This window comes from Pseudomonas sp. M2, from assembly GCF_015751845.1.
Lineage (GTDB): Bacteria > Pseudomonadota > Gammaproteobacteria > Pseudomonadales > Pseudomonadaceae > Aquipseudomonas > Aquipseudomonas putida_E.
On record NZ_JADOUD010000001.1, the window covers coordinates 4750633 to 4772653 of the forward strand.

General features: G+C 63.5%; 20 protein-coding genes. 6 read left to right on the forward strand and 14 right to left on the reverse strand.

Annotated elements, in window-relative coordinates:
* Positions 1–93: 93 nt before the first annotated feature.
* From nikE to nikA, 5 genes are read right to left on the reverse strand one after another with little or no spacing between them, the layout of a single operon-like run.
* On the reverse strand, positions 94–915 hold the full coding sequence (gene nikE, locus IWW33_RS22095; protein WP_174141887.1) for a nickel import ATP-binding protein NikE: 822 nt from the start codon (positions 913–915) through the stop codon (positions 94–96).
* Entirely contained in the window at positions 912–1682 is a 771-nt protein-coding gene (gene nikD, locus IWW33_RS22100) for a nickel import ATP-binding protein NikD (protein ID WP_115274548.1), read from the reverse strand. The genes nikE and nikD overlap by 4 nt, the downstream gene beginning before the upstream one ends.
* Positions 1683–2528: a nickel ABC transporter permease subunit NikC gene (gene nikC, locus IWW33_RS22105; protein ID WP_046785843.1), complete on the reverse strand. Its 846-nt coding sequence runs from the start codon at positions 2526–2528 to the stop codon at positions 1683–1685.
* Positions 2525–3466, reverse strand: coding sequence for a nickel ABC transporter permease subunit NikB (gene nikB, locus IWW33_RS22110; protein WP_046785844.1), 942 nt, complete (start codon positions 3464–3466; stop codon positions 2525–2527). The genes nikC and nikB overlap by 4 nt, the downstream gene beginning before the upstream one ends.
* Position 3467: 1 nt before the next feature.
* A complete protein-coding gene (gene nikA / locus IWW33_RS22115) occupies positions 3468–5042 on the reverse strand; it encodes a nickel ABC transporter substrate-binding protein (RefSeq protein WP_174141888.1) in 1575 nt (524 codons plus the stop codon).
* A gap of 87 nt (positions 5043–5129) precedes the next feature.
* Between nikA and nikR the strand changes: the two genes are divergently transcribed.
* Positions 5130–5546: a nickel-responsive transcriptional regulator NikR gene (gene nikR / locus IWW33_RS22120; RefSeq protein WP_115274551.1), complete on the forward strand. Its 417-nt coding sequence runs from the start codon at positions 5130–5132 to the stop codon at positions 5544–5546.
* 45 nt (positions 5547–5591) lie between these two features.
* On the opposite strand, the gene IWW33_RS22125 is transcribed toward nikR, so the two are convergent.
* The 3 genes from IWW33_RS22125 to IWW33_RS22135 form a co-directional block, all read right to left on the reverse strand.
* Positions 5592–6083, reverse strand: coding sequence for a DUF1543 domain-containing protein (locus tag IWW33_RS22125; protein ID WP_115274552.1), 492 nt, complete (start codon positions 6081–6083; stop codon positions 5592–5594).
* Positions 6084–6202: 119 nt separating this feature from the next.
* Positions 6203–8356: a TonB-dependent receptor gene (locus IWW33_RS22130; protein ID WP_174141889.1), complete on the reverse strand. Its 2154-nt coding sequence runs from the start codon at positions 8354–8356 to the stop codon at positions 6203–6205.
* A gap of 62 nt (positions 8357–8418) precedes the next feature.
* The gene (locus IWW33_RS22135; protein WP_196914455.1) at positions 8419–8769 is read right to left on the reverse strand and encodes a DUF2946 family protein; all 351 of its coding nucleotides are present in this window, start codon (positions 8767–8769) and stop codon (positions 8419–8421) included.
* 296 nt (positions 8770–9065) lie between these two features.
* Here IWW33_RS22135 and IWW33_RS22140 point away from each other — a divergent pair, with 296 nt between their 5' ends.
* The 3 genes from IWW33_RS22140 (at position 9066) to IWW33_RS22150 (ending at position 11982) form a co-directional block, all read left to right on the forward strand.
* Positions 9066–9371, forward strand: coding sequence for a DUF6482 family protein (locus IWW33_RS22140; protein ID WP_046785849.1), 306 nt, complete (start codon positions 9066–9068; stop codon positions 9369–9371).
* Positions 9372–9379: 8 nt separating this feature from the next.
* A complete protein-coding gene (locus IWW33_RS22145) occupies positions 9380–10906 on the forward strand; it encodes a cryptochrome/photolyase family protein (RefSeq protein ID WP_174141928.1) in 1527 nt (508 codons plus the stop codon).
* Positions 10907–11043: 137 nt separating this feature from the next.
* On the forward strand, positions 11044–11982 hold the full coding sequence (locus IWW33_RS22150; RefSeq protein ID WP_196914401.1) for a LysR family transcriptional regulator: 939 nt from the start codon (positions 11044–11046) through the stop codon (positions 11980–11982).
* On the opposite strand, the gene IWW33_RS22155 is transcribed toward IWW33_RS22150, so the two are convergent.
* Positions 11959–13098 carry a porin gene (locus IWW33_RS22155; RefSeq protein WP_174141890.1) on the reverse strand — a complete coding sequence of 380 codons (1140 nt, stop codon included), beginning with the start codon at positions 13096–13098 and terminating at the stop codon, positions 11959–11961. The two genes, IWW33_RS22150 and IWW33_RS22155, sit on opposite strands and share 24 nt — an antisense overlap.
* A gap of 407 nt (positions 13099–13505) precedes the next feature.
* Between IWW33_RS22155 and IWW33_RS22160 the strand changes: the two genes are divergently transcribed.
* Entirely contained in the window at positions 13506–14777 is a 1272-nt protein-coding gene (locus tag IWW33_RS22160) for an MFS transporter (protein ID WP_174141929.1), read from the forward strand.
* 1 nt (position 14778) lies between these two features.
* The gene (locus IWW33_RS22165; RefSeq protein ID WP_161871952.1) at positions 14779–15963 is read left to right on the forward strand and encodes a M20 aminoacylase family protein; all 1185 of its coding nucleotides are present in this window, start codon (positions 14779–14781) and stop codon (positions 15961–15963) included.
* 11 nt (positions 15964–15974) lie between these two features.
* Here the strand turns inward: IWW33_RS22165 and IWW33_RS22170 are convergent, their stop codons facing one another.
* The 5 genes from IWW33_RS22170 to IWW33_RS22190 form a co-directional block, all read right to left on the reverse strand.
* Positions 15975–16937: a 2-oxoglutarate and iron-dependent oxygenase domain-containing protein gene (locus IWW33_RS22170; RefSeq protein ID WP_174141891.1), complete on the reverse strand. Its 963-nt coding sequence runs from the start codon at positions 16935–16937 to the stop codon at positions 15975–15977.
* Between the two features lie 57 nt (positions 16938–16994).
* The gene (locus IWW33_RS22175; protein ID WP_039601062.1) at positions 16995–18104 is read right to left on the reverse strand and encodes a BMP family ABC transporter substrate-binding protein; all 1110 of its coding nucleotides are present in this window, start codon (positions 18102–18104) and stop codon (positions 16995–16997) included.
* Positions 18105–18191: 87 nt separating this feature from the next.
* Positions 18192–19118, reverse strand: a complete 927-nt coding sequence (locus tag IWW33_RS22180; protein WP_012314841.1) for an ABC transporter permease — start codon at positions 19116–19118, stop codon at positions 18192–18194.
* Between the two features lie 58 nt (positions 19119–19176).
* Positions 19177–20277: an ABC transporter permease gene (locus IWW33_RS22185; RefSeq protein WP_012314840.1), complete on the reverse strand. Its 1101-nt coding sequence runs from the start codon at positions 20275–20277 to the stop codon at positions 19177–19179.
* Between the two features lie 12 nt (positions 20278–20289).
* Positions 20290–21831 carry an ABC transporter ATP-binding protein gene (locus IWW33_RS22190; protein ID WP_174141892.1) on the reverse strand — a complete coding sequence of 514 codons (1542 nt, stop codon included), beginning with the start codon at positions 21829–21831 and terminating at the stop codon, positions 20290–20292.
* Between the last annotated feature and the right edge of the window lie 190 nt (positions 21832–22021).

Genomic DNA, 22021 nt, shown 5'->3' on the forward strand with positions numbered 1-22021 from the left:
CCGCAATTCGTGATCGGTGGCGCATTGTGGCACTTTGCCTGCGCCCTGGAAAAGCGTTCTGGCGTTCACGCGGGATGCCCTCTGTTGTTGGCGTCAGTGCATACCCATTGGCAGCGCTTGTCTTGCCTGGCTCTTGTCGGGGCGCGTGGGCAACATGGCAGACTGTAGCTGCTTTCCCACTGGATGCTCGAAACCAGTGCAGTGCGTGACGGGCCGATCCTCGACGATGCAGCCGTTGTCCAGCAGCACGACCCGCTGGCAGAAGTACTGCACCAGGCTCAGGTCATGGCTGATCAGCACGAAGGCGGTGCCGCTGCGCTGGCGTAGCGCCTCCAGCTGCTGCAGCAACTGCAACTGCAATACCCGATCCAGGTTCGACAACGCTTCGTCGAGCACCACCAGTTGCGGCGAGACGGCCAGCGCCCGGGCGATGTTGGCACGCTGCAACTGGCCGCCACTCAACTGCTGCGGCAGGCGCTGGGCATGCTCGGCGCGCAGGCCCATTGCCTCCAGCAGTTCAAGGGTGCGAGCTTGTCGGCCGGCTTCATCCAGGTCGGTGAGGTGGCGCAACGGCTCGGCGATGCTCCAGCCGATGCTGCGCTGGGGGTTGAAAGCGCCGGGGGCGTCCTGGAACACCAGTTGCACTGTGCGCTGGAAGTCGCGCGCCTGCTCACCTCTTAGCTGGCTGACATCCTGCCCGGCAAAGCTCACCTGGCCCTGGGTGGGTTTTTCCAGCCCGAGCAGCAGCCGCGCCAGTGTGCTTTTGCCGCTGCCGCTGCTGCCTAGCAGCCCGATCGACTCGCCAGCGTGCAGGTGCAGGTCGATACCGTCGAGCACCTGCAGCCAGCCCCGTTTGCGCAACAGCCCCCCGGTGCGATAGCGATGGCCAACGTGGTGGACGTGCAGCAGGCTCATGGTTGGCTCCGGCAGAGTATCTGGTGGGCGTGAAGGAGGGTGCGGGCAGCGGCGCTGGCAGGGTTCTGGAAAAGCTCATGGACCGGCTGGCATTCGACGATGCGGCCGGCTTCCATCACCGCGACCTGGTCTGCGCAGCGCGCCACCACGCCCATGTCGTGAGTCACCAGCAACACCCCCAGCCCATGCACCTGCACCAGTTCCATCAGCAGGTCGAGAAAACGCGCCTGGCTCAGGGCATCGAGGTCACTTGTGGGTTCATCAGCCAAGAGGAACGGGGTTTCGGCCATGAGCGCCAGGGCGATCATCATCCGTTGCAGCATGCCCCCGCTGAGCTGAAAGGCGAACGCTTGCAGCACCCGCTCACGGTCTGCCAGGCCCACCGCATCCAGGCAGTGGGCCATCCGCGCACGGGCTGCTGCACCGGTGACGCCGCGCTGCCTGAGCGTCTCCAGGCCGTGGCTGGCCATATTGCGCACCGGGTTGAAGGCGCTGCGCGGGTTTTGCAGTACCAGGCTGGCCAGGCGGCCACGGACACTGCTTGCAGCCAGCGGCTGGCCGTCGAGCAGCAGTTGCCCGTGGGTGCGGTTAAGGCCTGGCGGCAGCAGGTCGAGCACACCCAGGCAACTGAGGGATTTGCCCGAGCCACTGGCACCGACCAACGTGCAGACTTCGCTGCGGCGCAGTTGCAAGTCAACGCCGTGCACCAGCACGCCGGCCTGAGCCTCGATGCGCAAGCCGCGGATTTCAAGTACTGAGGGGTTCATTCAATGGCGCTCCTGTGTGGGGTCGAGGCGGTCGCGCAGCGCATCGCCCAGCAGGTTGAAGGCCATCACCGAGAAGAAGATCATCAGCCCTGGCAACAGCAGCAGTTGCGGGTGCGTCCAGATGAATTCCTTGGCGTCGTTGATCATCACGCCCCATTCGGCGGTGGGCGGCGCCACCCCAAGGCCAAGGAACGACAGGCCGGAGACGTGCAGCATCATGTGGCCGATATCCATGGTCGCCAGCACCAGCAATGGGCCGGCGATATTGGGCAGCACATGCTGGCGCAGCCGCGCCCAGCGTGAAGCGCCGGCCAGGCGTGAAGCCAGCACGTATTCGCGGCCGCGCTGGGCAATCACCAGGCCGCGCACCATGCGCGCATACCAGGCCCAGTGGGACAGGGCGATGGCGATGATCACGTTGCTAAGGCCGGTGCCCAGCAAGGTGACGAAGAAGAATGCCAGTACCAGCGTGGGGAAGGTCATGAACATGTCGCACAGGCGCATCAGCAACAGGTCGGTGCGCCCGCCGACGAACCCGGCCACGCCGCCGACCGCGAGCCCAAGCGCCAGCACCAGCGCCAGGGTCAGCATCACGCTGCCCAAGGACAGGCGCGTGCCGACGATCAGCCGCGAAAGCAGGTCGCGCCCGAGGTGGTCGGTGCCCAGCCAGTGGCTGGCGTCGGGCGCCTGCAGGCGCTGGCCGAGGTCGACCAGGTCGGGGTCATGCGGGGCAATCCAATGGCCGAACAGCGCCAGCGATGCCAGCAGGCCGACCAGGGCCAGGCCGATCATCAGGCTGGGGCGGCGCAGCAGCAATGGCTGCGGCAGGGCAGACTGCACACTCATGCGTTCACCCCTTCCAGCCGGCTGCGAGGATCAAGCCAGGCGTAGCAGACATCGACGATCAGGTTGCAGACCATCAGCAGACCGGTCAGTAGCAGGGTGAAGCACTGCATCACCGGGAAGTCGCGGTTCAGCACTGCAGACACCGCAAAACGGCCAACGCCGGGCCAGGCGAAGATGGTCTCGATCACCAGTGCGCCACCGATCAGTTCGCCGATGTGCATGCCGGTGGCCGTCACCAGCGGCAACCAGGCATTGCGCAGGATATGGTCGCGCCAGACGTGCCGTTCGGGCAGGCCGCGGGCACGGGCATAGGTGACGTGGCGCTGCCCGCCGGCTTCCAGCAGGCTGGCACGCAGCAGGCGGGCGTTGATCGACATCGACATCAGGGCGATGGCCAGCACCGGCATAACCAGGTGCCCGGCCCCTCCACGCCCCAGCGGCGGCAGCCAGCCCAGCCACAGGGAAAACAGCGCGATCAGCAGAAACGCCAGCCAGAAATTGGGCATGGACACCCCCAGGAACGTCACTGCCCGCACGGCGTGGTCGGGCCAGCGCCCTTGCCAGCGGGCCGCCAACAGCCCCAAGGGGATCGACAGCAGCAGCGTGCAGGCCAACGCCAGGCCGCCGAGTTGCAGGGTGGCGGGCAGGTAGTAGAGCAGGTCATCAAGCACTGGGCGGCCGGTGATATAGGAGATGCCGAAGTCCAGATGCACGGCGTTCCACAGCCAACTCAGGTATTGCGCATACAGCGGGCGATCCAGCCCCAGGGTATGGCGCACCTCGGCGATGGCTGCGTCGGTCGGTGGGATGTGCGAAAGCCGGAGGTAGTCCAGCGCCGGGTCGGTGCTGCCCAGGTGCAGCAGCACGAACACCAGCAACGAAACGCCAAGCATGACCGGTACAAGCAGCGCCAGGCGCAACAGGATGTAGCGCAACATGTCAGTCTTCCTGTTTGGGTGTCATGGTTTCGAACGGCACATCGAACAACGTGCTGCCGAACTGGACCTTGGCCACCGAGTCTCGGCGCACGCTGATGGCCGTGAGATGCGAGATGGGCAGGTAGACGGCCTGTTCGTGCAGGGTGGTGAGGATGAAGCGGTACTGCTCGGCACGCTGCTGCTCATCCGTGCTGGACAGCACCTGGCCTATGCGCTTGTCCAGTTCGTCCTTGATTGCCAACCCACGCTGAGCCATGTAGTCGGCATGGCCGGCGTAGCGCATGGAACTGACGAACGAATGCGGGTCGTAGGGCGCACCCCAGGTGTCAGCGAAGATCATGCCGAAGTCGCCGTCGCGCTGGCGCCGCACCAGCGCCCCTTCCTCAACCGCACGCAGGTCGATGCGGATGCCGATTTTCGCCAGCTCGCCCTGCAGCACTTCGGCCAGGCTCTTCTGCAAGGCGCTGGTGCCGAGGAACACCAGCTCGATGGCCAATGGTTCGCCGCCTTTGCTGCGCACTGAAGCGCCTGGCGCCAGCGCCCACCCGGCAGCTTCGAGGCTGCGGGCGGCGAGCGCAGGGTCATACGGGTAGGGCTTGAGGCCGATATCGGCGTAGGGCATGTTGCTGGCGAACAGGGTATCTGCGCGGGGCTCAAGGCCGTAGAGGATCTTGTCGATGATGGCTTGCTTGTCCACCGCCTCGTTGATCGCCTGGCGTACCGCCAGATCACGGGTAGCGCCACGGCCGGTGTTCATCGCCAGGGTGCGGGTGGCCAGCGGTGCCGACAGTGCGGTGGCAAAGCCCTGGTCACGCAGGCGTACGAACGTGCCGGCCGTGATTTCGCCGGCGGCGCCCTGGATCAGCTCGACTTCGCCGGCCTGCAGGGCCAGTGCGCGGCTGTTGGGGTCTGGGATGACCTTGACCATGACCTCGCCGTAGGCCGGCTTTGGCCCCCAGTAATGAGGGTTGCGCACGAAGCGGTCGTATTCGCCCAGGCGCGATTCGGCGCGCATCCACGGGCCGGTACCGGCGGGTTGGCCGGGTTTAGCCTGAGGCGAGGCAAAGCGTAAGGGACGAACCTGGGCCAGTTCCATCAGCGTCGGGTAGTAGGGGTGCTTGAGGACCAGGCGCAGGGTCAGGCGTTCAGGTGCTTCAACGTGGTCCAGGGTGGTCACCAGCTCCATCCAGCGGTGGCGCTGAGCGTTGGCCAGCACTGCATCGAGGTTGGCTTTGGCCGCAGGCGCATCGAACGGTGTGCCATCACTGAAGCGCACGCCGTCACGAAGCGTGAACGTGTAGGTCTTGCCGTCATCGGAAACCTGCCAGGCCTCAGCCAGCCAAGGCTCCAGCGTACCCGCAGCGGTATAGCGCACCAGGGGTTCATAGACCATGGCCTGGGCGTACATCTGGTTCGGGGAGTAGCCACGCGGGTCGAGCGGCCCGGCATTCACAGGCCATGAGTACACCAGCCTTGGCCCTTGCTCGGCGGCGCTGCTGGCCGGTGCAACAGTGCACGCAGCTAGTAAAAGGATGCCCCATAGGGCGGGCTTTCGTTTAGCTGGCTGCTGCTTCACACTGCGTTCCCCACTTTCACGGAGGCCGTAGGCTAAAGCGCGGTGGGTATGATGTCTACGTGAAATCATCTTACCGGAAGTTACAGAATGCAACGAATCACCATCACGCTGGATGAAGAGCTGCTCGACGTCATCGATCGGCGGGTGGCGAGCCAAGGCTACCAGGGCCGTTCGGAGGCCATTCGCGACCTGCTGCGTGCAGGCATGCGCGAGTCTGAAGCATTGCCGGACGATGCCGCCTGCGTGGCCGTGGTCAGCTACCTGTACGACCACAGCACCCGCGAACTGCCCAGGCGGCTCAACCAGACCCTGCATGCCCACCACGATCTGACCCGGTCCACCCTGCACGTGCACCTGGACGCCGGCCACTGCCTGGAGGTCTCGGTGCTGCAGGGCGAAAGCGGCCGCATTGGCGAGTTGTCTCGCCAATTGATGGTCGAGCGTGGGGTGGAGCATGGCCAGGTGCAGGTGATGCCGGCGCCGGGGCATGCGAAGGTGCGCTGAGGGTCCGGATCGTTGCCCCAGGGCCAATGACAGGCAGTCGGCGCCTCAGAGCAGGATGTAGTCGCTGTATTGACGCAGCCCGCCATGCGCACCTTCGATCAAGTGCACATAACGCCCGCCCACCAGGTCGACAGGCAGGCAATCGTCTACCTCAAGCACTGCATCGGTATGCGGCTTGAGCCAGCCTGCCTGCATGCGTTGCTTGCCCAGTTGCTTGGCCTGGGCCTTGTCCCTGGCCACTACCAGCAGGTAGCGGTGCGCCTCACCAAACACCTGCGGCTCGTAGCCGCCCAGGTTGATGAAGAACAGCCGCGGGTCATCCGCCCCTGGCGCCAGTTGGCTGAACGCGACACGGTAGCGATCGATACCGTCGACCTCCAGCCACGAGTCGATGTGCAGGCCTGCACGGCTGCCGAACCAGCCCTCGCGCAGTTGCGGGTACGCCTGCTGCAGTGAGTCCGCCTGTGCGAACAGCACGTCGTGTACCTCGATACTGGCCCGTGGGTGGCGGCCACCGAGCATGACTACGTACAGCATGAGCAATTCCTTCAGGTGGCGCAAGACGCCGTATTCTGCGGGTTATGGCGTCTGTCGACCACCGTCTCTTTAGGCGCCTTTACCTGGCGGCTCTGGCGCCGCATGCGACGCCAGGCCCATCAGTAACGCCACTGCACAGCGACTTCCAGGCTGCGCGGCTCACCCAGGTAGTACTGGGTGTTGCTCTGGTGGATGAAGCGGGCGTAAACCTCGTCGGTGAGGTTGCGCAACCGTGCGCTGAGCTGCACATGCTTGTCCAGGTCGTGGGTCATGGACAGCCCGTATAGGGTGTAGGACGGCACCCAGGCGGTGTTGGCGGTATTGGCGTATACCGAGGCCACGTAGCGGGCGTCGGCCCCCACCTGCCAGCCCGGCGCCAGGTCGTAGGTCAGCCAGAGGTTGGCCACGCGGTCGGGGATGTTCACCGGGTTCTTGCCCTTGCGCGAATACACCACACCGCCAATGGTCTCGTTGAACTCATCGTACTCGGCATTCACCCAACTGAAGTTACCGGCCGCCAGCAGCTTGGGCGTGACCTTGAACGACGCCGCCAGCTCGATACCGGTGGAGGTTTGCTGGCCTGCCTGCTCGGTGGTGTTGGGCACGGTCGAAGAGGGCACCGAGATGTTCTTGCGCACGATGCGATAGGCCGCTGCGGTGGCCGAGCCGCGGCCGTCGAGGAAGTCGAACTTGCTGCCCACCTCGACCTGGCGGCCAGTGCTCAGGTCGAAGTCACCAACCTGGCTGATCGACGCACTGGTCAGCGTGCCTCCTGGTGGTTCGGCCGAGGTGCTGTACTGGGTATAGAGGCTGACGTGCGGGGTCAGGTCGTAGACCAGGCCCAGGCGACCAGTGACCGCGTCCCAGCGCCGGTCGAGTTTCGAGCGTGCGACATGGTCGACAACGTCGAAGTCGATGTGGTCGTAGCGCAAGGCGGTGATCAGCGACAACTGGTCGGTCAGGCGCGTGCGGTTCTCGACGAAACCCGAGGAGGTGCCGGTGGTCGTGCTGCGGCCTTTGCTGCGCGGTGCGTCCATGCCAGGGATGTCGAGGAAGTGATCGGGTTCGAAACCGTTCGGATTGACGGTGTCGAAGGCCCCTTTGGACAGTGGGTAGTTGGTTTGCTGGTTGCGGTTGTAGTCAACGCCAAATGCCCAGTCGCTGGCCAGGCCGAACAGTTGGCCTTGGTGGGTCAGCTCCAGGCGGTTGCCATTGACCTCCTGGTCGTGACGTTGGCGGTAGCCCCCGGAGCGGGCAATGGCGCTGTTGTCGGCGTTGTAGCGGTACACCTCGAGGTTGCGGTAATCGCGCTGGCCGTCGTAGTGGTAGAACGTATTGCGCAACTGGGTGGTGTCGTCGAAACGGTAGTCGGTGATCGAGCGCAGCCAGCGGGTGCGCTGCTCGTAGCGGCCGTCTTCGACGTTGTAATTGTTGAAGCGGTTGCCTTTGTCGATGTGCAAGGTCCCTGTCAGCGGTTGCAACACCGGCGTACCCCAGTAGGGGCTGTCTTCCTTTTCTTCCAGGTATTCAAGTGCCAGGGTGTGCGACCACTGGTCGTTGATGTCACTGAGCAGCGAGAAGGCCAGGTTGCCGGCACCGTTCTCTTGGCGGTCGATATAGCCGTTGGTGTGGGTGCGGCTGTAGTCGAGCCGCGCATAGTGGCGTGTGCCGTCGCCACTGTTGAGCGCCTTGTTGAAGCCTACCGCGGTTTCCCAGGTGTCGTAGCGGCCATAGCTGACCCGGCCTTCGAAGGTGTCCTCATCGTGGCTGGCCAGCTTGGTGATCACGTTGAGGCTGCCGCCCACGGCGCCACTGCCGTTGAGGAACGACGACGGGCCACCCAGCAGTTCGACGCGGTCATAGATCCAGGCGCCGACCGGGCGTGCCGCTGCGCCGTACTGCAGGTTGATGCCGTTGAACAGCTGGCTGACCTGGGCACCGTTGAAACCCCGGTACGCCACATAACCGCCCCAGCCGGGCGGCGCCGACGCATTCACCCCCGGCAGGGCGTTGGCGGCGTCCTGGAAGTTGCGCGCGCCGATACGCTCCATCGTCTCGCGGTCGGCCACACTGACCGAAGCAGGGTTTTCACGGGCGCTGAGGTTCAGGCGCGAGCCGCTTTCGATGGGGGTATCAAGGTTCAGGCCGGTGGCCTGTTTCGGTTGGTCGGCGCTGGCCGTCACGTTGCTGGCAGGCAGTGTCAGGGTTTGATCCTGCGCCCACGCGCAGGTTGCGCTGCCAACGAGCAGCGCCAAAGTGGTCATGCGGAACATGCAAGGCTTCCTGGCTGAAATAGATTAACGCCCGCCGCAGGCGATGCCGCGGCGTGGCGATGTCAGAGCACGGGAAGGGGGGCGGGTGAGGCGCGGGGGTTGACTAACGGCCAGCGGTGTTTGGGCAGGCGCGGCGGCGGTTGCCTGGGCAAGGGTGTGCGCGACTCGCCAGCGAGCAGGGCCAGCAGGCCGAAGAAGGCGGCAAGCAGGCTGGCGCAGAACAGGCTGGTGATCACACAGTCGGCGCCGGTGGGCGGCATCGGGTCGGTGATGTCCTGGTCACCCTTGAATGCACCGCTGCTGTCGCCGGCGCACCAAGCGGCGTCGTCCAGGCCGCTGAGGCGCAGCCCGGCCATCTGCCCATGCCCCATTGCGCAGAGCAACGAGCCGAACAGGATGCTGAAGTACAGCATCCAGGCAACCAGTGCTTTTTCGGGGCGGGCCAGGTTCAAAGGGTAGCTCGGGGACGGGTGAGGGGATGAGAACGCGATTCTAACGGTTCTGCAGTATCTGAAAAGAGGTGTGTGCACACAAAGGGCACTGGATGAACGCTGCATCGTTTCATCTGCTGAACGCGGCTCGCGCACGGAGGATAAATATATAAAAGCCCAAAACCTGTACAAGAAGCTATTCTTGTATAGGATTTAGCGAGCCTAAACGTTTGCAAATGCCCCCGCGCAGGTGATGCCTGCCTTATGGAGTACACGCCATGAATCTGCACAACCTGACGGAGCTGGCAGCAGCCGGTGACGTTAAAGAACTTGAGCTGCTGTCGCTGGAAGGCGGCTTTTACATCCTGCGGGCGCTGACTGACGCCGGGCCGCTCACGCTCAGCGATGCAAACGGCCAGGCGGTGCGCTTTCGCTCGACCACCGAGCTGCGACAACTGCTGGCCGATCTGCCGCCTGTGCCGTGCATGCTGGTGCAGCAGGTGGTGCATGACGAGATGTGCGGGCAGCGCAACGGCCCTGTCGAGCCTCTGCGCGTGCCGGTGACGCTGGCCAGCCAGTGGTAGACCGTGCATTGCGCTTGGGCCTGGTGCTGGGGGATCAACTGTCGTTCGACCTGGCAAGCCTCGCCGCGCTGGACCCTGCACACGACGTGATCCTGATGGCGGAAGTGCAGGGCGAGGCGCGCTACGTGCCGCATCATCCGCAAAAGATCGTGCTCATTTTCAGCGCCATGCGCCATTTTGCCCAGGCGCTGCGTGAACGCGGCTGGCGGGTGGAGTATGTGGAGCTGAACGCACCCGGCAACAGCGGCAGCATTGCTGGTGAACTGCGACGGTGGCAGCAGGCGCTGGGTGCGACGCACATCCACCTGACCGAGTGTGGTGAGTGGCGCCTGGAGCAGGCTTTGAATGACGCCGGCTTACCACTGGTATGGCATCGCGATACACGGTTTCTTTGCTCGCGTGATGCTTTCGCACGCTGGGCAAAAGACCGTCGCCAATTGCGTATGGAGCACTTTTACCGCGGCATGCGCAAGCGTTGCGGCCTTCTGCTGGAGCCCGATGGCAGCCCGGTGGGTGGCACCTGGAACCTGGATGGTGACAATCGCAAACCCTTGCCACGGGGGCTGCGCGGACCGTTCCCGGCGCGCTTTGCCCAGGACGAAATCACCACGGCGGTCGTGGCGCTGGTCGGCGAATGCTTCAGTGACCATTACGGGGCGGTAGAAGGGTTCGACTATCCCGTGACCCATGAACAGGCCCAGCAGCTCTGGGAACATTTTCTCGAGTTTGGCCTGGCCGCGTTCGGCGACTACCAGGACGCCATGGCCGAGGGCGAGCCGTTCCTGTTCCATGCGCGTATCAGTGCGGCCCTGAACATCGGGTTGCTGGATGTGCGGCGGTTGTGCGAAGACGTGGACAATGCCTGGCGTGAGGCGCGGGTACCGCTCAACGCGGCTGAAGGTTTCATCCGCCAGCTGATCGGCTGGCGCGAGTATGTGCGCGGCATCTATTGGCTACGCATGCCTGAGTATGCCGGGCTCAATTACCTGGGCAACGACCGTGCGTTGCCGGAATTCTACTGGACCGGGCATACCCGCATGCGCTGCATGGAGCAGGCCATCGGCCAGACCCTGCAGTTGGGCTATGCACACCACATTCAGCGGCTGATGGTCACGGGCAACTTCGCACTGCTCGCCGGCATTGAGCCCAGCGCGATATGCGAGTGGTACCTGGCCGTGTACATGGATGCCTTCGACTGGGTGGAACTGCCCAACACGCTCGGCATGGTGATGCACGCTGACGGCGGCTACCTGGGGTCCAAACCGTATTGCGCCAGTGGCCGTTACATCCAGCGCATGTCCGACCACTGCAAGGCCTGCAGCTACAAGGTCGAGCATGCGGTAGAGGAGGATGCCTGCCCGTTCAACGCGCTGTACTGGCACTTCATCATCCGCCATCGTGACCTATTGGCTGGCAACCCCCGCCTGGCATTGGTCTATCGCAGCCTTGACGGCATGTCGGTTGCCAGGCGCGAGGGCGTTTGGGCGCGTGGCGAAGCCTTGTTGGCCCGCCTCGACAGTGGCCAGAGCCTATGAAATAACCGTTCGATAAGCGACCACTTTTCCCTGATCTGCAGATACCGCCAAGCAGCCATCATGCACATTTGTGATTCTCTTTGGCCAACCGCTCGGCGCAAACCTGAAACCCGCCGCTCTCGATAAGGTGTTCACGCTTGAAACTTCATCAGCTCAAGGCGCTCGTTGCCATTCACCAGGGGGGAAGCATTCTCGAGGCCTCCAAAATCTTGCACATCACGCAACCTGCCCTGAGCCGCTCGATCAAGGAACTGGAGCGGGAGTTGGGGTTCACCCTGTTGCAGCGTTCGTACAAGGGCATGGCGTTGACCGATGAGGGCAAGCGCATCATCCGTCATGCCAACCTGGTGGTGGAGAGTATCCGCCGTTTGCAGATCGAGGCGGCAAGCATTCAGGATGCCGCATTGGGGGCGGTGTCGATCGGCGTCACCTCGCTGACGGCGATGCTTGACGGGGTGGATGAAAGCATCCTGGCGTTTCGGCGCAAGTACCCGCGGGTGAAAATCACAATCACCGATCTGCGTCCCAGCCAGATCCTGCAACGCCTGCGCGACGGTAGCCTGGACTTTGCCATCACCTCCCAGCAACCCTTGAGCCGTCTCAATCTGGATTGGGAGGCAGTGGGCAGCATCAAGGGCAAGGTGATCTGCCATGCGTCCAACCAGCAGAAGTTTTCCCAGTCACTGCGTTCGCTGCAATACGCCAACTGGATCAGCCTGGACGAGCTGACCGATCAGGCATCGCAGTTTCACCAGTTGTTCGAGGTCAACGGCCTGCGCGTGCCGCAGAGCGCGGTGGAGTGCACGTCGATAATGATGGCCCTCAAGCTCCTAAAGAACACGGAGTCGCTGATGACCATCAGTGAACTGGCCGTAAACGATGCCTTCACCTTTACGACCCGGCCGGAGTTCATTCAAGTGGCGGTGCAGGAGTTGGTACCAGACTATCCAATCAATCTCGTCTGCATCGACCGTGATAGCCTCACGGCCCCCGCTCAGGAACTCTTCCACAGCTTGCGCGCAAGAGTCCTCAAGACGCTGCCGCGGGACGTTTCAGAAGTGGTAGTACATGCCTAGTGAAATATTGCTTGGGTCATCTCCCACCTGATCAACCGGAGTGCCTGCGTAGGTCACTGAGGACGCGCCTTGGTTGGCGATCACACCCAGGCGCGCATAGGCGGCCCAGCGCGGGTTGAAGAAGTGGTCGTAGCCAAGCACTACCCCCAGCGCGTCCTTTTCGCGGGCCGATACCATCCGCTGGACCACCGCCAGCCTGAGCACGTCAAGCTTGCCCACCGGGGCCATCAGGCCGAAGGTGTACACGGTGGTAGTGGGTGTGCCCGCTTGGTCTACATCCTGGCGTTGCCAGGTCAGGCTGGTGGCCAGCGGGCCGAAATCATAGAACGCCGACAGGCTTGTGTAGTGGTTGGCAGTCTGGCGAGAGCTGCCACCATCGTCCCATGGGTCGCTGTAATACAGGTTGTAAGACCCCAGCAGCATCACACGGCTATTTCGGTACTGCAGCTTCGCACCGCCACCACGCACCGTACGCCCCTGGCTGGCGACATCATCGAAGCCGAAGCTCAAGGCCGTTGCCAGGCTGAAGCCGTTCATGCTCGGGCTGGTGTAGGCCAGGGTGTGCTTGGGCCGCAGGTCGAGATAGTAGGCGCCTTTGCCGGCCGCAGGTATGGACAGAAAGGTATACGGTGAGCCGTATGCCGCCAGAAACGGGTCGGCGTAGGTCGGGGTCCCCACCCCGTAGGTTTTGCCGAACTCAAGCCTGCCCAGGCTCCGCGAGCGCAGGGCGAGCGTTGCCAGGCGCAGCGTGCCGATGTTGTCCCAGGTCCCTTCCAGGGCCTTGCCGTTCAGATTGAAGCCTTCTTCGACGTCCAGTTCCATCACCGTATCGGGGTCAAGTGCCTTTCGGGCATACACCCCGAGTTTGTTGGTCCAGGCGCCGCCGCCCGCCATTTGGAAACCTGAGTGGTGCTGAGAGTCGTGGTAGCTGGCGAACGCATCCACGGTACCGTAGATCTTCAGCTTGTCATCGAACCCCTGATCCACCCCGTAGTAACCGAACCCGGAGGCTAGCCGGTTGAGGGTAGGGAAACCCTCGGCCTGTGCCTGCATGGCAAGACAAAGCCCTTGGCTCATCAACAGCAACGACACAGTGCGAGTGATGCAAGTATTCATTCACGACTCCAGGCACGGGATGCGGTCGCGCTAGATTCGATGAACAGCAGGTTGCAGCGTGATTGCTTGTTTGGCCAACGTATGTCTTTTGGTTAATAAGGTGGGCGGGATCTCGCTGGGCCAGGAAAGTTGCCCGCAAAGCTGCTACATGGCAGTGACCAATGTTTGTTTCCATCCCCCTGAGTGGCCAACTTCGATGACCCCTATCGGGGCACAAGGACGATGCCAGGGCATCTGTGCGCCATCCCAAGGCAAAGCGGCCACGCCAGCGCCCGGTCAATTAACCATTGGTTAGTTCATTGCCAAAACCGCAAGTGTGTTGGCTGCGCGATTGGCTGATAGTCACTGCATGCCGTGATTCGCCATCGGAGATAACAATGAACAGACCGCTACCTGCACCTACGATCATGGAGGCCGGCTCGAAGCGTCACGCGCAGGCATCGTCCTCACGCAGAACCCTGATAGCGTGCTCACTGGGCAACGCGCTGGAGATGTACGACTTCACGATCTACAGCTTCTTCGCCGTGCTGATCGGCCGGCACTTCTTCCCTTCAGAGTCGGCACTGGCATCGCTCCTGATGTCGCTGGCAACCTTTGGTGTGGGCTTTTTGATGCGGCCAGTGGGGGGCATCATCATCGGCCGCTACGCCGACAGGCATGGCCGCAAAGCCGCCTTGAGCCTGACGATCGGCCTGATGACCTTGGGCACTGCCTTGATCGCCTTCGCGCCTACGTATTCGCAGGTCGGTATCTTTGCAACGTTCATGCTGGTCGCCGGTCGGCTGATTCAGGGGGTGTCGGCAGGTGGCGAGGTCGGTACCGCATCGGTTTATCTGATGGAGTCCAGTACTGCCTCCAAGCGATGCCAGAGTGTGAGCTGGCAGGCGGCCAGCCAGGGTTATGCCGCGCTGGTCGGGGCGGGGTTCGGGTTCAGCCTGAGCCAGTTGCTGGACCCGGCCAGCCTCGAAAGCTGGGGCTGGCGCATTCCATTCATTTTCGGCCTGTTGATCGGCCCGGTAGGCTTGTATATCCGCAACCGTCTACCAGAAACCCACGAGGCCGCGGCGGCACAGGAGGGCAGGCAGCCGCTGGACCCGGAGTTGCTCAAACGCATCGGCCTGGGCATCGGCCTGATGGCCAGTTCCACCATCGGCATGTACCTGTTCGTGTTCTACATGCCCACCTACCTGACCACCGCCATGCACTACCCGCAAAGCAGTGCCATGGCGATCGCCGGCATCAGCAGCGGCTGCATGGCGATCATATGCCCGCTGGCCGGCAAGTTCGCCGACAAGTACCAGCTCAGGAAACGCCTGCTGGTCTGGACCATTCTCGCGCCCGTGGTGTTGACGCTGCCGGTGTTCTACGTGCTTGGGCACGTCGAGCACATGGGCCTGGCAATGATGTGTGTCGCGGCGTTGATTCTGCCCACTTGCATAGGCGCCGGAGCGTACTTCGCGTTGATCATGGAAGGCTTCCCCAAGGCGCAGCGTGCCTTTGGCACCTCGGTCAGCTACAGCCTGGGGGTGACACTTTTCGGCGGGTTTTCGCCACTGATCGCTACCTGGCTGATTGCCGCAATGGGCACGCCATTGGCACCGGCCTACTACCTGTTGGTGGGGGGCGCGGTAAGCCTGGTCTGCCTCAAGTACTTCCCTGAAAACAAAGGATGCGAGTGACATGGGTACCTTCGAGCGAAATCAAACCCCGCAGCTGGCTGAAGAGCTGGACACGTTCATCAGGATCCGCCGCCAGATCCATGCGGCGCCAGAGCTCGGCGGCGACACGCCTGACACGGCTGCCCTGGTGGCTGAAAAGCTGCAGGCCTGGGGCTACGAGGTGCACCGGAATGTGGGCGGGCACGGCCTGGTAGGGGTGCTTAAAGTGGGCGACAGCCCCCGCAGCATCGGGCTACGGGCAGACATGGACGCTCTGCCCATGAGCGAGAAGAACCCCTTCGAGCACGCCAGCAAGATCCCCGGGCGCATGCATGCCTGTGGCCATGACGGGCATACCGCGATCCTGCTGGCGGCGGCTTCGCGATTGGCTGCGACGCGAAACTTCAACGGTACCTTGAACCTGATCTTCCAGCCCGACGAAGAAGGTTTGGCCGGCGCCAAGGCCATGATCGACGACGGTCTGTTCGAGCGTTTTCCGTGTGATTCGGTGTACGCGCTGCACAACATGCCTGGCATGCCGGTGGGCACTTGCGTGGTGCAGAGCGGGCCCACCATGGCGTCTTCCCAGCGCGTGAGCATTCGCATTTGCGGCAGAGGCGGGCATGGCGCGATGCCGGAGCTTGCGGTGGACCCCATCTCGGCCCTCAATAGCCTGATCAGTGCCATCCAGACCATCAAGTCGCGCAACCTGAGCGTTGAAGAGTACGCGGTCATCAGTATCGGCATGATCCAGGCGGGCACGGTCTACAACATCATTCCTGATGAAGCGAGCATGTTGCTCAGCGTGCGCACCGATACGCCCGAAACCCAGTTGAAGATAAACCAGCGTATCGAGGCGCTGGTCAAGGGGCATGCCGAGAGCTTTGGGGTAGAGATCGCGCTGGACTTTACCCAGCTGGCGCCTGCGCTGAGCAACAGCGATGCGCAAAGCGCACAGCTGCGTGAAAGCCTGCGCCCTTTATTTGCCGAGGGGCAGATGCTGGCGAGGATGCCCAAGAAGGTGATGGGCACTGAAGACTTCGCCTACATGCTCCAGGCGCGACCGGGGTGCTACTTCATGTTGGGTAACGGCACAGGTGAGTTCCACGGTTGCTCGGTACATAACCCGCACTATGACTTCAACGATGCACTGGTGAAGATCGGCTCCGATTGTTGGGTGAAGTGGGTCGAGGATTATCTGAGTTGACGGGGCGCAGGCTACGTAGCCTGCTCACGGCGATAGGCATAGGTTTCGGCGAAGCGCGACAGCATGTAGGCACTGCACGAAACCGGCGGGTATTTGGGCGGGTTGTCGGGGCTGGAGCAGTTGGGCAGGCAACTGATCATCGTGTCCGGGTGCGGTTCGGCAAAGAACGGCATCGAGTAGCGGTGCGCGCCCTGCGGGCTGACCACCCGGTGGGGCGTTGAGGTGTACCTGTCGTTGCTCCACCGCGCCATCATGTCACCGATGTTGACCACATAGGTGCCCTCGATCGGTGGCGCATCGATCCACTGGCCATCCACGCTCTGCACTTGCAGGCCGCCGGTGCTGTCCTGGTACAACAAGGTCACGCATCCGTAGTCGGTGTGCGCGCCGGCGCCTTGCTGGTCGGTGCTGCTGGCGGCCTGGCGCGGCGGGTAGTGGATCATGCGAAACACGCTGATGGGGTTGGCGAAGCGCTGGTCGAAGAAGTCGTGCTCGATACCCAAGGCCTGCGCCATCGCCCGCAGCAGAGTCAGGGACAAGGCGTGCATGTCCTGGTAATGCGTTTGCAGCAGCGCCTCCCACCCGGCAATCGCGGGGTGCCGGTTGGGACCGCGCAGTGGCTTTTTCGCGAGCACGTCGGGATGTTCCGGGGCCATGTGAAAGCCCATGTCGAAGGTTTCCTTCAGGTCGCTTGGCCGGCTCGGGTCCAGTTGCTCGGTGGCGATGGCGCCGTAGCCGCGATGGTGCTCGCTCTGGGTGATGTCGATGCGCAGCTTTTCTTCGGCCGGGCAGGCGAAGAACTGTTCGGCGGCCGCTTTCAGTGCGCCAATGCGCGTGGCCGGGATGGGGTGCCCCTTGATGTAGTAGAAGCCCCACTGCCGGCAGGCGGCGTCGATCTGCCGGGCTACAGCCAGGCGTGCGGCGGGGTCGTGCTGGTAGAGCGGGCTGATATCGATGATCGGCAGGGTGTTCATGAATGGCTCCGTGAAATGGCGGTGCAAGCGGGAGCGGCTGGCGCTCCCACCCGGCGTTTATTTGGGCAGTTGCGCCGTAATGCCTTTGACGTAGTAGTTCATGCCTGCCAGTTCGGCATTGCTGGCCACGGCACCTGCGGGGATCTTGACTGCGCCAGCCTGGTCCAGGATCGGGCCGGTGAAGGGGTGGAAAGAGCCGTCCTTGATACTGGCGATGATCTGTTCGGCGCCGCTTTTGACCTCGGCCGGCACCAGGTCGCTGATGGGCAGTTGTACGGTGCCATCGGCAAGCCCGCCCCAGTAGTCCTGGGGTTTCCAGGTGCCGTCCATGACCGCCTGAGTGCTCTTGATGTAGTGCGGCCCCCAATTGTTGACGATGGAGGTCAGCACCGCCTTGGGCCCGAAGTGGGCCATGTCCGAGGCGTAGCCGACGGCGTAGATGCCGCGGCGTTCGGCGGTCTGGATCGGTGCAGGGCTGTCGGTGTGCTGGAACAGCACGTCAACGCCCTGGTCGATCAGGGCGTTGGCGGCATCGGCCTCTTTGCCCGGGTCGAACCATGAGTTGACCCACACCACCTTGATTTCGGTGCCGGGGTTGTATTTGTCCAGCGCCAGCTGGATGGCATTGATATCGCGCAGCACTTCCGGAATGGGGAAGGAGGCGACATAGCCGATCTTCTTGCTCTTGGTCATCTTCGCGGCCAGGTAGCCGCCAACGTAACGGCCTTCGTAGGAAGTGGCCAGGTAAGTACCAAGGTTCTTGTCCTGCTTGTAGCCGGTGGCATGTTCGAAGGTGACCTTCGGGAACTGCTTGGCGACTTTGGCGGTGGGGTTCATGTAGCCGAACGAGGTGGCGAACACCAGGTCGTAGCCGCCCTTGGCCATGTTGCGGATGACCCGCTCGGCATCGGCGCCTTCTGGCACGTTCTCGACGAAGCTGCTGTCGACCTTGTCACCGAACTGCTTGATCAGCGCCTGGCGGCCCTGCTCATGCTGATAGGTCCAGCCATGGTCGCCGATCGGGCCGATATAGACGAAGCCGACTTTCAGCGGGTCGGCGGCGGCGGCAGACAGGGCGGTGCTCAGGCCAATGGCGGCAGCCAGGGCGCGCAGCAGGTATTTGCTTTTGTTGTGAGGCTTCAAGGTGTGGCTCCTGTAGGTCTTCATTTTGGCTGTGTAGGGCGCGTTGGTAATGCAAGAAAACAGAACAGAGGGGCATGAATTGCGGTGCACGGTGCGGCCAGGCGCGAGGCCTCAGCGCCCGGTCTTCCACGGCTGACCCAGTGAAACCGGTGCATACAGGCGGGTTTTGATGGCATCGCGCGACAGCACCACCAGCACCAGGATCGTGGCCACATACGGCAGCATGGCCAGCAGGTTGGCAGGGAAGCTCACGCCGATACCCTGGGCCACCAGGTGCAGGATGCTCGCCAGGCCAAACAGGTAGGCGCCGAGCAGCACACGCAGTACTCGCCAACTGGCGAACACCACCAGCGCCAGGGCGATCCAGCCGCGACCTGCGGTCATGTTTTCTGCCCACATCGGTGTGTAGGCCAGCGACAGGTAACCCCCGGCCAGTCCGGCCATGGCGCCGCCGAACAGCACCGCCAAGGTGCGCACGCGTAGCACGGGCAGGCCCATGGCGCTGGCGGCGTCGGGGTTTTCACCGACGGCCTGGAGGATCAGGCCGGTGCGGCTTTTGAGCAGCGTCCAGGCAATCAGCACGAACAGGCCGAAGGACAGGTAAACCAGCACATCCTGGTTGAACAGCATATGGCCGATGACCGGAATGTCCGCCAGCAGTGGTATGGCCACCGGCTCGAAGCCGCTCAAGGGCTTGCCGACCCAGGCGGTGCCGACGAATGACGACAGGCCGACACCGAAGATGGTCAGTGCCAGCCCGGTCGCCACCTGGTTGGCCTGGCAACCGAGTGCTACCAGGGCGAACAGTGAAGCCAGCAGCATACCGGCCAGGCACGCCATCAGGACGCCCAGCCAGAGGTTGCCGGTGGCGTAGGCGGCGATGAACCCTACCACCGCACCGAACAGCATCATGCCTTCCTGGCCGAGGTTGAGTACGCCGCTCTTTTCGCACACCAGTTCGCCCAGGGCGACCAGCAGCAGTGGGGTACCGCAGCGCACCATGGCGTAAAGAATGTTGCCAAGCAGATCAAGATCCATAGTCGAAGCCTCAGCCTGCACGCGTTGAGCGGCAGGTAAACGAAAGGGTCATGGGAATTCAGGCACTGGCGGTTTTTGCCAACGGCGCTCGGCGGTGCCCTTTCAGCTTCAGGCGCAGCCGGTAGAGGATCAGCACGTCGCAGGCCAGCAGGTAGAACAGCATCATTCCCTGGAACAGCCCGGTCAGCGATTGCGGCAGGTTCAGGCTCATCTGCGCGTTCTCGCCGCCGAGGTAGAGCAGGGCCATCAACAACCCGGCGACCAGAATGCCAAACGGGTTGAGGCGCCCGAGAAACGCTACGGTGATCGCCGCATAGCCATAACCTGGGGAAACCTGCGGCACCAATTGGCCGATCGGCCCACTGACTTCGCTGACCCCGGCCAGGCCTGCCAGGCCGCCGCTGATCAGCAGCGCCAGCCAGACCAGGCGCTTTTCACGGAAGCCGACGAAACCGGCAGCGCGCCGGTCCAGGCCGAGCACTTTGATCTGAAAACCGAGGAAGCTCTTGTGCAGCAGCACCCACACCGCCACCAGGGCCATCAGCACGAAGTACAGCCCGACATGCAGTCGGCCATCCTCGAACAGTGCCGGCAGGCGGCTGGCATCGCCGAACATCGCCGATTGCGGGAAGCTGAACCCTTCGGGGTCCTTGAGTGGCCCGTGGACGAAGAACAGCAGCAGGTTCAAGGCGATGTAGTTGAGCATGATGGTGGTCAGGATTTCGTTGGCATTGAAGTGCGTGCGCAGCCAGGCCGCGAGCGCCCCCCACAGCGCACCGGCCAGCGTGCCGGCGAGCAACACCCAAAGCAGTGCCCAGCGGCTTTCCCAATCGATGAGGTGGATCGCCACGGCACTGCCGGCCAGGGCGCCCATCAGCAACTGCCCTTCGGCGCCGATGTTCCAGATCCGCGCCTGGTAGGCCACGGCCAGGCCGAAGGCGCAGAGCAGGATTGGCAGGGCTTTGAGCAGCAGCTCAGAGAGGCCGTAGAGGTCGCTGATGGGTTCGATCAGCAAGGTGTGAAATGTCTGCAAGGGGGCATGCCCCTGGGCGCTGAACAGGATCGCCCCGCTGAGCAGGGTCAGCAGGGCGGCAAGCAGGGGTGACAGCACGAGCATGGCACGGGACTGCTGGGTACGGGGTTCGAGGGATAGCAACATGAAGGGCTCTCGTCAGGCGGCGTCTTGCGGGGCATCGAACTGGCCGGCCATCCAGCCGCCGACCTCCACGGTATGGGTCTGTGCGGTGGCCTTGAGCGGCGACAGGCGGCCACTGCACAGCGCGCCGATGCGGTCGCTGATCTGGAACAGCTCTTCCAGGTCTTCGGAGATCACCAGGATTGCCGCACCGGCGTCGCGCAGGGCAATCAGCGCACGGTGAATCGCCGCGGCGGCGCCGACATCCACGCCCCACGTCGGGTGGGCAGCGACCAGCAGCTTGGGGGCCTGGAGGATTTCGCGGCCGAGGATGAACTTCTGCAGGTTGCCCCCGGACAGGCTGCGTGCCGTGGCCCGGGCATCCGGGGCCTTGACCGCGAAGCGCTGGATGATCTGCTCAGCCAGCGCCTGCACCATGCCCGAGCGGATCAGGCCGCGGTTGACCAGGCCGTGCTGGAAAGCGGTGAGCAGGGTGTTGTCGGCCAGGCTCATGTCCGGCACCGCGCCGTGCCCAAGGCGCTCGGCCGGTACGAATGCCACCCCCAGGGCGCGGCGGGCGTCGGGGTACAGGTGGGCCATTGGCCGGTTGTCGAGGGTGATGCGTTCGCGCTCGCCTGCGGGCAGGCGTGTTTCACCACTGAGCAGGGCCAGCAGTTCGTCCTGGCCATTGCCGGCGACCCCCGCGATGCCGACGATCTCGCCGCTGCGCACTTCCAGGCGCAGGTGTTCGAACGACGTGCCGAACGGGTCCTTGTTGCGCCAGGTCAGGTCGTCCACGCGCAGACGTGGCAAGCCGCCGGCGCTTTTCGGGTAACTTGCCTCCAGCCCTTCGGCATCGCCGACCATCATCCGCGCCAACTGCAGATCGCTGCATTGCGCCGGGCTGCAAGCGCCGGAAACCCGTCCGCCGCGCAACACCGTGGCAGCATGGCACAGGGCACGCACTTCGTTGAGCTTGTGGCTGATGAACAGGATGCTGCAGCCCTCTGCGGCGAGTGCGCGCAAGGTGACGAACAGTTCGTCGACCTCTTGCGGGGTAAGCACCGAGGTTGGCTCATCGAGGATCAGCAGCTTGATCGGCTGCATCAGGCAGCGCACGATCTCCACCCGCTGGCGTTCACCGATCGACAGGCTGTGCACCAGGCGCTCCGGTTCCAGGCCCATGCCGTAGCGTTGGGACACTTCGCGGATACGCGACGCCAGCTGCTTCGGCGTTCCGGCATCGCGGCCAAGGGCCAGGGCAATGTTTTGCGCGACGCTCAGGGTTTCGAACAGGGAAAAGTGCTGGAACACCATGCCGATGCCCAGCGCACGGGCACGGGCGGGGTCGCGCACGTGCACGGGCTGGCCTTCCCACAGCACCTGGCCGGCATCCGGCGCGGTAACGCCGTAGATGATCTTCATCAGGGTGCTCTTGCCTGCGCCGTTCTCGCCGAGCAGGGCGTGGATTTCACCGGCAGCGATGCGCAGGTCGATGCGGTCGTTGGCCAAGGTGCCCGGGTATCGCTTGGTAATGGCACGCAGCTCAAGGCGCAGTTGCGAGGGGGATCTGGACATGGGACTGCTCGGGGTCAGGGTGATGAGCAGTTGCACAGCAAAAACATGGCCAATTGGTCAGATTATTGTTCAAGGGCTTGTGTTAGAGGGGCTGCAGGCCGAGAGCGGGGCACGCTTGGTGAACGTTGCGGCAGCGGCGTGTGTGGTTTTGGGGCGCCAAGGTGCCAAGTTGGGGCGCCGTGTTCAGCGT

Coding starts and splice junctions, on each gene's coding strand:
- nikE (WP_174141887.1), bottom strand. CDS start 915: ATGAGCCTGCTGCACGTCCACCACGTTGGCCATCGCTATCGCACCGGG.
- nikD (WP_115274548.1), bottom strand. CDS start 1,682: ATGAACCCCTCAGTACTTGAAATCCGCGGCTTGCGCATCGAGGCTCAG.
- nikC (WP_046785843.1), bottom strand. CDS start 2,528: ATGAGTGTGCAGTCTGCCCTGCCGCAGCCATTGCTGCTGCGCCGCCCC.
- nikB (WP_046785844.1), bottom strand. CDS start 3,466: ATGTTGCGCTACATCCTGTTGCGCCTGGCGCTGCTTGTACCGGTCATG.
- nikR (WP_115274551.1), top strand. CDS start 5,130: ATGCAACGAATCACCATCACGCTGGATGAAGAGCTGCTCGACGTCATC.
- IWW33_RS22125 (WP_115274552.1), bottom strand. CDS start 6,083: ATGCTGTACGTAGTCATGCTCGGTGGCCGCCACCCACGGGCCAGTATC.
- IWW33_RS22130 (WP_174141889.1), bottom strand. CDS start 8,356: ATGTTCCGCATGACCACTTTGGCGCTGCTCGTTGGCAGCGCAACCTGC.
- IWW33_RS22135 (WP_196914455.1), bottom strand. CDS start 8,769: ATGCTGTACTTCAGCATCCTGTTCGGCTCGTTGCTCTGCGCAATGGGG.
- IWW33_RS22140 (WP_046785849.1), top strand. CDS start 9,066: ATGAATCTGCACAACCTGACGGAGCTGGCAGCAGCCGGTGACGTTAAA.
- IWW33_RS22155 (WP_174141890.1), bottom strand. CDS start 13,098: ATGAATACTTGCATCACTCGCACTGTGTCGTTGCTGTTGATGAGCCAA.
- IWW33_RS22160 (WP_174141929.1), top strand. CDS start 13,506: ATGGAGGCCGGCTCGAAGCGTCACGCGCAGGCATCGTCCTCACGCAGA.
- IWW33_RS22165 (WP_161871952.1), top strand. CDS start 14,779: ATGGGTACCTTCGAGCGAAATCAAACCCCGCAGCTGGCTGAAGAGCTG.
- IWW33_RS22170 (WP_174141891.1), bottom strand. CDS start 16,937: ATGAACACCCTGCCGATCATCGATATCAGCCCGCTCTACCAGCACGAC.
- IWW33_RS22175 (WP_039601062.1), bottom strand. CDS start 18,104: ATGAAGACCTACAGGAGCCACACCTTGAAGCCTCACAACAAAAGCAAA.
- IWW33_RS22180 (WP_012314841.1), bottom strand. CDS start 19,118: ATGGATCTTGATCTGCTTGGCAACATTCTTTACGCCATGGTGCGCTGC.
- IWW33_RS22185 (WP_012314840.1), bottom strand. CDS start 20,277: ATGTTGCTATCCCTCGAACCCCGTACCCAGCAGTCCCGTGCCATGCTC.
- IWW33_RS22190 (WP_174141892.1), bottom strand. CDS start 21,831: ATGTCCAGATCCCCCTCGCAACTGCGCCTTGAGCTGCGTGCCATTACC.